A 12,240-nucleotide genomic window follows, 5' to 3' on the forward strand; every position below is an offset into this window, starting at 1 on the left:
TGAGGCTCCTCTTCCGTCAGTCTGTGGATTTGACGAGGAAGCGCATGCGTTCCTCTTGGGTCACGATGGGCTTCTCGCGCTCTTCCACATCGGAGACGACGGGAATGGCCGCGATGAGGGCCCGGGTATAGGGATGGGCGGGGGCGGCGAACACATCCCGTGTCGCCCCTTCCTCGACGATCTCGCCGCGCAGCATGACGGCGATGCGCGAGCAGAAATTGCGCATCAGCGACAGGTCGTGGCTGATCATCAGATAGGTGAGCCCGAGATCCTCGCGCAGTTGCACCAGAAGCTCGATGACGGTCTTCTGCACCGAGACATCCAGTGCGGCGGTCGGTTCGTCCAGGATCAGGATCTTCGGCTCGGCGGCAAGCGCACGGGCAATCGCCACACGCTGCTTTTGCCCGCCGGACAGTTCGTGCGGGTACTTGCCCAGATAGGACTGCGGCAGGCGCACGAGATCCATCAGTTCGGCCAGTCGTGCCTCACGCGCGCCGGCATCCATGCCGATCGATTTCAAGGGCAGCGTCAGCGTCTGGCGGACGGTGCGCTTCGGATTGAGCGAGGTGCCGGGATTCTGGTAGACGATCTGGGTCAGGCGCCGGCCCTTGGCGGGTGCCGGTGCGTCAATCGCAAGCTCGCCCGAGGTTGGCCGCAGAAGGCCCATGAGCATGCGGGCGACCGTCGTTTTGCCGGAACCGGATTCTCCGGCGAGCCCGAAGATCTCGCCTTCCCGCAGCGTGAGGTTCACATTGCGCACCGCGTGATAGCCGTTGCGGCGGCCATAGACCTTGTTGAGTTCTTGGACGCGGATGATAGGTGCGCGGTCGCTCTGCGGCATGTCGGTGACGCGTGGCCCGTAAAGGGCCGGCACCGCATCGAGGAGCGCGCGGGTGTAAGGCTGGGATGGCTCACTCAGGATCTCGTGGCAAGGGCCGGTCTCGACGATGTCGCCGTGATGCATGACCACCACCCGGTCTGATACCTTGCGCACAACGCCGAGATTGTGGGTGATCATCAGCAGCGCCATGTTTTCTTCGCGCACCAGCGTGTTGATGAGGTTGAGGATCTCGTCCTGCGTGGTGACGTCGAGCGCGGTTCCCGGTTCGTCGGCGATCAGAAGCTTCGGCTGGTGCAGAAGGGCAAGGCCGATCAGCACGCGCTGGCGCATGCCGCCCGAGAGTTCGAACGGATAGGCATTCATCACCCGCTCCGCATCGGCAAGCTGCACACGCCGCAGAACGGCGGCAATGCGGCTTCTCCGTTCGACGCGCGAGGTTGCGACGCCGTTGCGGCGGTCGGCGAAGCGCATCACGTCATCGAGATGCGTGCCCACCCGGAACACCGGATTGAAGGAGGAGAGCGGATCCTGCATGATCAGCGAGAAGGCCGTCCCCTTCAATGCCTCTCGCTCGGCACGCGGCAGGTCCAGCACGTTGCGGCCCTCCACGCGGATCTGGCCCGCTTGTATGTGCGCATTGCGCGGCAGCGTGCCGATGATCGCCTTGGCGGTGACCGACTTTCCCGAGCCGGTTTCCCCGATCAGGGCGACACGCTCGCCGGCGGCGACCGAGAAGCTGACATTGCGCAACACCTGGCGCGTGCGGCCATAGGAGGTGAAATCGACCGAGAGGTTTTCGATGCTGAGAAGGGGATTGTGCATGCTCAGCCCTCCACGTCGAACATGTCGCGCAGGCCGTCGCCCAGCAGGTTGAACCCAAGGGTCACGTAAAGCACCGCAGCACCCGGGCAGAGCACTTCCCACCAGAAATCCGGCATGAACTGCCGCCCGTCGGCCACCATCGAGCCCAGATCCGGTGTCGGGGGTTTCACGCCGAAGCCGAGGAAGCTCAGCGTCGCGCCGAACAGGATGACGAAGGCGGCGTCCAGCGTCGTCTTCACCGAGATGACTGCGACGCAATTGGGCAGGATCTCGCGAAAGAGGATATGCAAGGGACCGGCGCCGGCCAGCCGCGCTGCCTCGATGTAATCTTCGGATGCGATGGATTTCGACACCGAATAGATCAGCCGCGCATGCCAGGTCCACCACAGAAGCGTGATGGCGATCATCGCATTCGTCAGCGTCGGTTCGAGCAGGTTCGATACCGCAAGCGCCATGACGAGCGGCGGCATGGCCAGCATGACGTTGGTCAGTCCGCTGATCAGCCGTTCTGTCCAGCCGCCGAAATAGCCGGCCATCAGGCCAAGCACGGTGCCGACCGGCACGGAGATGCCGAGCACGCCGAGGACGAGCAGCAGCGAGACACGGAGACCGAAGACGGTGCGGGAAAAGATGTCGCGCCCGGCCTTGTCGGTGCCGAACCAGTGGCCGGCATCCGGCGGCAGATGGCGCGCCTTGAAATCGACGACGCTGCCGACATGCTTGGGATAGGGCGTCAGCCACGGTGCAAACACCGCGAGGATGATGACCGACAGCAGGATCAGCGAGCCGATCACGGCCGCCGGATTTCGGCTGAAGCGGTACCACATCATGTAGCCGGCGCTGAGGCCGCGATCGGCCGGGTCCAGGATCTTGATATCGGCCATCAGAGTGCCTCCTTCCGGCGCATGCGCGGATCGATGATCGAGATCAGGACATCGACAACGAGGTTCGCGACGATGAAGAACAGTCCCGCCACCAGCACCACGGCCGTCACCGCATTGAGGTCCTTCTGCAGGATGGCGTTGAGGCCATAGGAGGCGAAGCCGCCCCAGGCGAAGATCATCTCGATGACGAAGGCATTGCCGATCAGCGAGGCGAATTCGAGCCCCATGATCGTCAGCGGCGCGATGGAGGAAAGCTTCAGCAGGTAGCGAAAGATGATGACGCGCTCGGGCACGCCAAAGCTCTGCAGCGTCAGGACATGGTCCTTGCGCTGATTTTCGATCATCGAGGAGCGGGTGATGCGGGTGATCTGGCCGATGCCGGCCATGGACAGCGCAAAGGCGGGCAGCGCGATGTGCTGCAGGGCGCTGCCGACCACGTCGAACCTGCCGGCAAGAAGGCCGTCCAGCAGCAGGAAACCGGTCGGGCCGCCCGGCCAGCCGAGCCCGTGATCCAGACGACCGATGATCGGCCAGCCGCCGGGCATCCGTGCCGCCAGCAACTGCAGAGTGATCGCAAAAAGGAAGCTCGGGATGGTAACCCCCGTCAGCGACAGGATGCGCCCCCCATGGTCCAGCGCGCGGTCCCGGTAATGGGCGGTGATCACACCAAGCGGAATGGCGATGAGGAACATGAAGACGACGGAGACCAGAACAAGCTCCACCGTGGCCGGTACCGTCTGGGCAAGATCGGTCGTGACGGGGCGCTGCGACACCAGCGAGGTGCCGAGATCGCCGTGCAGCGCCTTGCGCACATAATCGAGATACTGCACCAGCACGGGCTGATCGAGCCCCATCTGCAGGCGCAGCGCCTGCACCTGCTCCGGTGTCGCCGCTGGTCCGAGCGCCATGCGGGCCGGGTCTCCCGGGACGACACGCGCCAGCGTGAAAATCATCAGGGACAGCGCGACCATGACCAGCAGGAAGCTGCCGAGCCGCGAGAGGATCGCCGTCAACGGGTGGTGCCGCATCGTCTCAAAAGATCCCTTCACCAGGAAACATCTGACCGTACTGTCTTCTGCAGGTCCGGTCGGGACAAGCGCGGGCTGGTATAGTTTTTTGATCGAGAGGTATAGGTTTCAAAACGAAGATCCCCTATTCCTCTCCCATGCACAGTCTTCTCGATCGGCCCCGTCTCAGTCGTCTTGCTCGCGGTCGCGGCCCGCGTATCCTGCTTCTGTCGTCGGCGGCGGGCGCGGGAAAAAGCGTATTGCTCCAGCAGATGGCGCAGGATGCGGGCGGCAGGGTCTGCACCTCGCTCCATCCCCAGCAGGCGGATCTCGAGGGCGGCTTCCTGTTCTGGGACTTGCCGCGCAAGGCCCGCACGCTGAGGCTGTCCGACGCCCTCATCGAGAGTGCCGACCGGATCGTCATCGCCTGCCGGCCTCAGCAGAAGGTCACGGGGCTGGCGCGGGCGCGTCTGCATGGCGGCTGCCTTGTCCTCTCCGCAGAAGACCTGTCCTTTCACCAGAACGATCTCGAAGCTCTGCCACCGGATGTCGCGAAGGCTGCCATCGAAACCTATGCCGGTTGGCCGGTCTTTCTGCGGCTCGCCGCCTGCGACGAGGATCCTAAGGAAAATCTGGTCGATTATTGCCGCGAAGCGCTGTTCGACCATCTGACGCCAGGCGACATGGCGGCCTTGTCTTTGTGGCTAAAGGCGCCGGACCAATCGGTTCCGGCTGCCGGTGCCGCGCTGCTGCCGCCGCGTCTCCTGGCGGAGCCGGGCCGCTACCCTTTGCTGGTCGAGGCTCTGCGTCGGGCAAGCAGCGAAAGCCTCGCGACCTATGGCAACCCGGCGGCCTTGAAAGACATTGCGTCCACGCTCGAACAGTCCGGGCAGGTGCTTGCTGCCATGAACCTGCTGCTCGATCATGGTCTGGAGGGGCAGGCTGCCGCCATTCTGGAGCGGGCGGATGGCCGCGATCTTATCTATCGCAGCAGCGTTGCGGAGTTTCAGGATACCATCGTGCGGTTTTCGCACGAGATGGTGGCGGAGAACGAGACGATCCTGTTTGCCATCTGCCGGGCGCTGATGAAACAGGGCGAGCTGCATCGCGTGCGCCATCTGCTGTCGAAACACCTGGGGCTCGACTACCTCGACCCCATGAAGGTGCTGGTCAAGGGATCGCGCTTTTCCTTTGCCGCGCGCACCTTCCGCCTCAACCTCATGATTTCGCAGGACCTGACGCCAAGCGATGCGATGTTCGAGCGGCTCGCGGAATTCATGGCGGACTACCCTCCCGGGGAGCACGGGAAATGGGCGTCCTATTACAATGCACTTCTGGAGTTCGAGATCCGCCGCCGGAATTTTCGCGAGGCCGAAGCCGCTGCTGCGCGCGCGTTGATCTATCTGAAAAAGATGGGCGGCCAGCCGCTGTTGGAGTTCTTCATTCATCTCCATCAGAGCGTGCTGCGTCTGATGGGAGGCGACGCGCTGCTGGCCCGCAAGGCGGCTGAGGACGCGCGCGCGCGTCTTGAACAGGTGCCGCATCCGGCAGCCGCGGAATTTCGCATGCTGCGCCTGGCCGAGGCCTGTCTTGACTACGAGGCGGGACGCCACCGGCCCTTGCTGGAATTCGTGCAGACCGAGTTCGAGGACTTCGCCGCCGCTGAAATCTGGCCGAGCCTGATGCAGTTTGCCCTGCATTATGCCTCGCAGGCCCTGATCGACCATTTTCCGATGGGCGTGCGCCCGGGCTTCCTGGACGGGCTCTGGATCCATCTTTCCGACGGTCTGCAGTTTCATGCCATGATGGAAATCCGCACCGCGATCGCCTACCAGAACGCCGGGCGCTGGCGGGAGGCGGCGGCCGCTCTCTCCGCCATCCGCATGCCGCTCGGCAAACACTGGATCGAAAGTGCCGTTGACGACCTGTCACGCCTCAACCGACGCGACGAGATTGCCTATGTCATGGCCTGGCTTCGCGAAGCGGTGCATCTCTGGTCACCTCGCCCTTATCTTGCGCGCCAGCTGGAAGCGCTGATGGCCAATCCGAAAGTCACCCATCGCGAGCGGGTCGCCCTGGCAATCTGGCTGAGCTATGCATCCCATCAGCGTCGCGAAACGGTCCTTGCTCGCAGCCACCTGCTGTCGGCGCTGGAAAGTGCCAATCGACTCGGCTGCCACGGGGTTCTGTCGGAAGAGCGGATGTTTCTCTCGCCGCTTCTGGAAAACAAGCTGCTGAGGGGGTTTGTCGAGAAATCCGTGAGTGTCCGGCGTTCGCTGTCCATCTTCAGCTCTTCGCTGAATTCGCCGCATGCACGCGCACTGAAGGGTGGGTTATCCCAACGGGAGGCGCAGATGCTGCAACTGGCCGCGGCCGGACTGTCCAACAAGCAGATTGCCGCGACGCTGCACATTTCCGAGGTCACCGTGAAATACCATCTCGGGAACCTCTATCGCAAACTTGGCTGCCGTCGCCGGTCGGAAGCCTTGAGCGCTGCAACGGCGCTTGGCTGGATCAGCTAGGCCGCCCATTGCGTGACCATGCGATACGGTCGTGCTGCAGGCAAACCCCATTGCAAAGCCGGCATCAAACTATTCCGTTTTTAGCATGTCGATCCGGCGTTGCCTGAAGTACCGTGTCAGCAACTTGGATCGAGAGTGAATTCAATGAAGCATGACGGTCGTGCGCGTGCGCGCGCTCTTGGTCTGTCCGTCGGACATCACGCAACCGGTGCGCTGAATGCGATCACCGATGTCGATGGTGTCGCCGTGGGTCATGTCACCTGCGCCGATGGCGACCGGACACGAACGGGCGCAACCGCCATCTTGGCCCATACCGGCAATCTGTTTCAGGACAAGGTGCCCGCCGCACTGGCTGTTTTCAACGGCTTCGGCAAGTTCGCCGGCTCGACGCAGATTGACGAGCTGGGCGAAATGGAAACGCCGATCCTGCTGACCAATACACTGGGCGTCGGTCGTGCGATCGAAGCCATCAATCGCCATACCCTGGCGCAGGCCGGCAATGAGCGCGTCGTCTCCGTCAACGCGGTTGTCGGAGAGACCAACGACTCGCGGCTCAATGATATTCGTGCGGCGCGTCCGACGGTGGATGAAATGCTCGACGTCTTGGCCGCCGCCCAACCGGGTCCGGTGGAGGAAGGCGCAGTCGGTGCCGGAACCGGCACGGTCGCTTTCGGCCTGAAAGGCGGTATCGGCACCAGTTCGCGGATCGTACCTGTGGCCGGGGTCCGTTACACGGTCGGCGTTCTCGTCCAATCGAATTACGGTGGCAGGCTGATCGTGGACGGCCGATCCTATGCGGCGGAAGGCCATGACAAGGATGGTTCGATCGTCATGATCGTTGCCACCGATGCACCGCTCTGCTCACGCAACCTCAAGCGGCTCGCGGAGCGTTGTTTTGGCGGTCTCGCGCGCACGGGCGCAGCGCTGAGCAACGGCTCGGGCGACTACGCGCTCACCTTTTCGACGGCCGAGGAGGTGCGTCGCACGCCGGAGCGCCGCAAGGCGGTGGCGCACTATCCGGTTTTATCCAACGACGTCGTCTCCCCGCTCTTTGAAGCGGTGATCGAGGCGAGCGAGGAGGCCATTCTCAATTCGCTGACCATGGCGACGACCACTCATGGCTACAATGCCGCAACCGGCAAGCCTTCCATCATTCAAGCCATTTCCCTCGACGCACTCAAGCGTCTCTGACTATGAGAACCGGAGTTCCCATGCCTGCCGCAACACGCCGCATCGTCTATCTCAATGGTGTCTTCCTGCCCGAGCACGAGGCCCACATCTCGATCTTCGATCGCGGTTTCCTCTTCGGCGATGGGATCTACGAGGTGACGGCGGTTCTTGATGGCAAGCTGATCGACAGTCCGCTGCACATGGCGCGTCTGGAGCGCAGCGTGCGGGAGATCGGCGGCACGCTGCCCATCTCGACCGACGAGATCGTCGCGATCGAAAAGCGGCTCGTCGCCGAAAACGCGCTGACCGAAGGCATGATCTACCTCCAATACACACGCGGGGCCGAGGATCGCAATTTCCTCTATTCGGAAGACCTCGCGCCCACACTTCTCCTCTTTACCCAGGCAAAGACGCTGGAACATGTGGCGGCTGTCGAAAAGGGCCTGAAGGTCAAGATCGTCCCGGACCAGCGGTGGGAGCGCCGCGACATCAAAACCGTCTGTCTTCTGCCGCAGGTTCTCGCAAAACGCATCGCCAAGGCAGAGGGCTGCGACGAGGCCTGGATGGTCGAGGATGGGTATGTGACCGAGGGGGCATCCTCGACGGCCTATATCATCACCCATGACGACAAGATCGTCACGCGCGCCAACAGTCACACGACGCTGCCCGGCTGCACGCGGCTTGCGGTTTTGGATCTTGCCCGCGAGCAGGGCCTGACGATCGAGGAGCGCCCGTTCTCGGTGGACGAAGCCATGTCGGCCCGGGAAGCCTGCCTCACCAGCGCCTCGAACTTCATCGTGCCGATCACCTCGATCGACGGCAAGCCCGTCGGCGACGGCAAGGTCGGCCCGATGTTCAAGCGTTTGCGGACACTCTACATGGAGAATGCCCGGCGCACCGCCGTTTGAGAAAACTTAGCCGGACGTCAGGACACTCCAGGTGCGCTTGACGATCGGTCGGCGGTTTTCCCGCGAACGATAGAGCCGGATCTCGACATTGATATCCCAGTCCGGCTCTGCAGCCCTCACCAGCCGGCCATCGGCGAGTTCGGCGGCAACCAGGCTTTCCGGTATCCAGGATAACCCCCAACCGGCCATCACCATGCCCTTCAGGCCGACCGACATGCTGCCGACGTGAACGCGGTTTTCCGCCGGCAGCCGATCGGCCATCGCGCCGGCAATCAACTGGCCGAAGAACGAGATCTTCTGATAGCTGACATGGGCGAAATCCGGCGCGATCCGGTGCAGGGGCTGCCCGCCTGCATCCGGGGCGCTGACCGGGATGATGGTTTCCGCGCCCAGCCGATGATGTTCGAACTGCGGCCCGAGCAGCATCGGCACATGCGGGTTCTGATAGGTCAGCAGAAAATCGGAATCGCCGTCGATGAGGGAGTTGAGATTTTCCTCCATGCTGCCGGAATCGGGTCGCATGTGCGAAACGATCGGCCCCAGCCTGGCATTGAGGTCGTTGAGCCAGTCCGGAAAGAAGGTGAAGGACAGCGTGTGGAGGGCCGTGAACGTAACGGTCCGGGCGTTATCGCCTTCCTCGTGCTGAAGATTGCGGCGCGCCTGATAAAGACCCTGCAGGGTCTGCTCGGCGATCGGCACGAAGCGTGCGCCGGCATCCGTCAGTCGCGACGGATAGGTCGCACGATCGATCAGGCTGGTGCCGACCCAGGCTTCCAGCTGCCGGATGCGGCGGCTGAAAGCCGACTGGGTGACATGCCGCTCCTCGGCAGCCTTGGAAAAGTTGAGCGTCTGGGCAAGCGCCAGGAAATCTTCAAGCCATTTGACTTCCACACCAAACCCCACTGAAAAACGGATAGACGTTTTCCCTTGGTCCGATTGGTCTTAAAATGCAATCAACCAGCGCGGCCATACTCGATCATTCGTGCACGCGACAGCACGAGTTCAAGGCGATTGTCCGACAGGAGATGCAGGCACACCCGCTTCGTCCAGGGGCCGTCCTTCAGCGTGAAGAGGAAGCGGCCGCCGCCGAGCGCTGTGAGCGGCATGCGGTGACGGACCGGACCGACACCCATGACCACGGCCCCGCCATCGATCTCGAAACACGCGCCTTCGTCCGATTGCCAGTGACCTTCCAGAGAAGCGGGTACGCCGGCATCGACAGCCGGCAGGAGGCGGCGCGCGGCGTGACCGATCTCGCCGACAATGGCAGGTCCGTCCATCGTCAGCCGCATGGGGGAGGAGGCGGAAAAGGTCGAAACGGCGTCGCCGTCCTCCTGATAGACGGTCTCGTCGGCATCGAGCCAGGTCACCGTGGAGCCCTTGACGTCCAGCCAGAAGGGTCCCGTCTCGGTGACATAGAGACCATCCCAGAGCGCCGCCGACGCGACGGGCAGGGACAGGTCGAGCAGCGCGGCCATGGCCTCCTGGGCGATCTTGTTGCCGTTGGTGTCTTCCCGGTTCGACACGATGACGAAACCGCTCCTGCTGACGCGATCAAGCAGGAAATAGCTCTTGTAGCCGGGATGCGAGCCGCCATGGCTGGTGAATTCGCGGCCGCCGAGGATCGTGCGGCGAAGCCCGAGACCATAGCCGCTTTCACGACCGTCGGCGAGCGCACGGGGTGCGGCGAGACGATCGAGCGTTCCGGCAAACGGGGGCGTGTCGGAGAGCAGCAGGCGCAGCCAGTTCGCAAGGCTCGTCGCGCTGCCGGTCATGCTGCCGGAGGCGGATATATGCAGGCCTGCGGCAGAGAGCTGCCATTTCTCACCGTCATGCCAGTATCCCGGCACGAGACCCGCAACGGCATCATTCCAGGCATCCGGCGCATCGAGGACGATCGTCTCGTCGCCGACAGAGCGGATGAAGTCGCGGAAAAACAGGCCCTTCCGTTCAAGCGCCGCTTCGACCAGCCGATAACCGGTGTTCGAATAGGAAATCTCGGTGCCTGCCTCGTAGTTGAGGCGCGTCTGGCGGGCGAGGAATTCCAGCAAGGGGCCAGCCTTGGTTTCGGTATAGACGGATAGCCCGAGGAGCGACAGGCATTCGCGCGTGTCGGGAAGCCCGCCGCTCATGTCAAGGGCGCGTCCTACCGTGACGCTCGCCAAGGGTTCCTGAAGCTCGGGCAGATGCGCGCCAAGCCTGTCGTCGAGGGTGATCGCGTCGGGGTGCGACAGCACCATCGCTGAGAAGGCATGTTTGGTGACGGAGGCATATCGCACCACCGTCCCGGCGGTAAACGGAGCCATGGTCGAGAGACTTTCGACACCGCCGGCTTCGGCGAAACGGATGCCGCTTTCATCGAACCCGATCACGGCTCCGCCGGGCTGGTCAGCACCCCATCCGACTGCGAAATTCCTTGCTACGGCTTGCGCCGCTTCCCAATGGGCCGTGATCGACATGCACTTCTCCAATAATCCCCGAAAACCGGACCCGGCTCCGCCAGAACCTGAAAAGGTCAGGCCGGTTCTTCGAGTTCGACGCTGAGGCTTCTGAGTTCGCGTGTGTGCGCGTGCTGCACGTTTCCAAGACGCAGATCGTCCGCCGTCACCTGTTCGACCATGTGGCCATCGATCATGACGCCGACATGCGAGCAGAGATGTGCAATGACGCTCAGATTGTGGCTGACCATCACATAGGTCAGGTTCCGCTCGACCCTGAGATCGGCGAGCAGATTGAGGATCTCCGCCTGCACGGAAACGTCCAGCGCGCTGGTCGGCTCGTCCAGGAGCAGCACCTGCGGCTCGGCAATCAAGGCGCGGGCAATCGCCACGCGCTGCCGCTGCCCGCCGGAGAGCTGGTGCGGAAAACGGAAACGGGCCGATTGCGGCAGCGCCACCGCGGACAGAACCTTCGCGATGCGCGCGTCGATATCGGTCATGCCATGCACCAACGGCAGTTCCGACAGGATGCGGTCGATGGTCTGCCGCGGATGCAGCGAACCGTAAGGGTCCTGGAACACCATCTGCACCTTGCGGAAAAACGCCGGAGGACGTCTCAGCGGCGCGTCTTCACCGGCAAAAACGATGCGTCCGGACCAGTGGTTGATGAGCCCGGCCATGGCGCGCAGCACGGTCGATTTGCCCGACCCGCTTTCGCCGACGATGCCGAAGCTGGCTCCCTCGGCCACCTGGAAGGAGACGCCCTTGACGACCTCCTTGTCCCCGAAACTGATGCGCAGATTATCGATCTCAATGGTCATGTCAGCCACTCCGGATCACGGGTGAGCACAGGCAGGCGGTCCTTCGGATGGAGGAGCGACGGCATGCAGTTCAACAGCCCCCGCGTATAGGGATGCTGCGCCGAGAGGAGTTCGGATGCTTTCAACTCCTCCATCACGCGCCCGGCATACATGACGGCAACGCGATCACAGAAATGCGACACAAGCGGAAGATCGTGGCTGATGAGCAGCAGGCCCATGCCCCGTTCCGACACCAGCTCCTCGATCAGCCGCAGGATTTCCGCCTGGACGGTGGCATCGAGTGCGCTGGTGGGTTCGTCCGCGATCAGCAGTTCCGGGTCCGGTGCGAGCATCATGGCGATCATGACGCGCTGGCCCATGCCGCCGGACACCTCGTGCGGATAGGAGGCCGCCACCTTCTTCGGATCGCGGATCTTCACCTGTTCCAGCAGCATGACCGCCGCGTCCGCCGCCTGCCGCTTGCTGCCGCCCTTGTGGGTGCGCCAGGCTTCCGCCACCTGGCTGCCGATGGTCTTGACCGGGTTCAGCGAATATTTCGGATCCTGCAGAATGAAGCCCGCCCGCTTTCCTCGGATCTGGCGCATCTGCCGCTCGCTGGCGGACATGATGTCGATGCCGTCGAAGGTCAGTGTGTCCGCCTGGATTCGCGTCTGCTTCGGCAGGAGTTTCATCAGGGCACGCGCGGTGAGGCTCTTGCCCGAGCCGCTTTCACCGACGATGCCGAGCTTTTCGGTGCCGAGCGTCAGGGACACGCCCTTCACCGCCGGCGTGAAGCCGGTGCGGCTCTCGAAGCCGATATGGAGATTCTGGATGTCGACAAGCACCGG

The 12,240-nt window shown here is 63.1% G+C and carries 10 protein-coding genes; 3 read left to right on the top strand and 7 right to left on the bottom strand.

Features of this window, described 5'->3' with window-relative positions; all coding sequences use genetic code 11:
- Positions 1-16: 16 nt before the first annotated feature.
- From nikE to G6N78_RS12885, 3 genes are read right to left on the bottom strand one after another with little or no spacing between them, the layout of a single operon-like run.
- Complete coding sequence (gene nikE, locus G6N78_RS12875; protein WP_165218984.1) at positions 17-1,663, bottom strand: nickel ABC transporter ATP-binding protein NikE; 1,647 nt, start codon at positions 1,661-1,663, stop codon at positions 17-19.
- Positions 1,664-1,665: 2 nt separating this feature from the next.
- A complete protein-coding gene (locus tag G6N78_RS12880; protein WP_165218986.1) occupies positions 1,666-2,547 on the bottom strand; it encodes an ABC transporter permease in 882 nt (293 codons plus the stop codon).
- Positions 2,547-3,575 (bottom strand): ABC transporter permease, encoded by a 1,029-nt coding sequence (locus G6N78_RS12885; protein ID WP_165221730.1) that lies wholly within the window; start codon positions 3,573-3,575, stop codon positions 2,547-2,549. The genes G6N78_RS12880 and G6N78_RS12885 overlap by 1 nt, the downstream gene beginning before the upstream one ends.
- 137 nt (positions 3,576-3,712) lie before the next feature.
- Here G6N78_RS12885 and G6N78_RS12890 point away from each other — a divergent pair, with 137 nt between their 5' ends.
- The 3 genes from G6N78_RS12890 to G6N78_RS12900 all read left to right on the top strand — a co-directional run bounded on the left by G6N78_RS12890 (position 3,713) and on the right by G6N78_RS12900 (position 8,154).
- Entirely contained in the window at positions 3,713-6,076 is a 2,364-nt protein-coding gene (locus G6N78_RS12890) for a helix-turn-helix transcriptional regulator (protein ID WP_165218988.1), read from the top strand.
- A gap of 144 nt (positions 6,077-6,220) precedes the next feature.
- Positions 6,221-7,267 (top strand): P1 family peptidase, encoded by a 1,047-nt coding sequence (locus tag G6N78_RS12895; protein WP_165218990.1) that lies wholly within the window; start codon positions 6,221-6,223, stop codon positions 7,265-7,267.
- Positions 7,268-7,287: 20 nt separating this feature from the next.
- Positions 7,288-8,154, top strand: a complete 867-nt coding sequence (locus G6N78_RS12900) for a D-amino-acid transaminase (protein ID WP_165218992.1) — start codon at positions 7,288-7,290, stop codon at positions 8,152-8,154.
- A 6-nt stretch (positions 8,155-8,160) separates the two neighbouring features.
- On the opposite strand, the gene G6N78_RS12905 is transcribed toward G6N78_RS12900, so the two are convergent.
- The 4 genes from G6N78_RS12905 to G6N78_RS12920 form a co-directional block, all read right to left on the bottom strand.
- A complete protein-coding gene (locus G6N78_RS12905; RefSeq protein ID WP_165218993.1) occupies positions 8,161-9,045 on the bottom strand; it encodes a LysR family transcriptional regulator in 885 nt (294 codons plus the stop codon).
- A 62-nt stretch (positions 9,046-9,107) separates the two neighbouring features.
- Entirely contained in the window at positions 9,108-10,613 is a 1,506-nt protein-coding gene (locus G6N78_RS12910) for a serine hydrolase domain-containing protein (protein ID WP_165218994.1), read from the bottom strand.
- A 56-nt stretch (positions 10,614-10,669) separates the two neighbouring features.
- Positions 10,670-11,413 carry an ABC transporter ATP-binding protein gene (locus G6N78_RS12915; protein WP_165218996.1) on the bottom strand — a complete coding sequence of 248 codons (744 nt, stop codon included), beginning with the start codon at positions 11,411-11,413 and terminating at the stop codon, positions 10,670-10,672.
- Positions 11,410-12,237: an ABC transporter ATP-binding protein gene (locus G6N78_RS12920; protein ID WP_165218998.1), complete on the bottom strand. Its 828-nt coding sequence runs from the start codon at positions 12,235-12,237 to the stop codon at positions 11,410-11,412. The genes G6N78_RS12915 and G6N78_RS12920 overlap by 4 nt, the downstream gene beginning before the upstream one ends.
- Positions 12,238-12,240: the final 3 nt, after the last annotated feature.

The sequence above is a fragment of the Allorhizobium pseudoryzae genome, assembly GCF_011046245.1.
Lineage (GTDB): Bacteria > Pseudomonadota > Alphaproteobacteria > Rhizobiales > Rhizobiaceae > Neorhizobium > Neorhizobium pseudoryzae.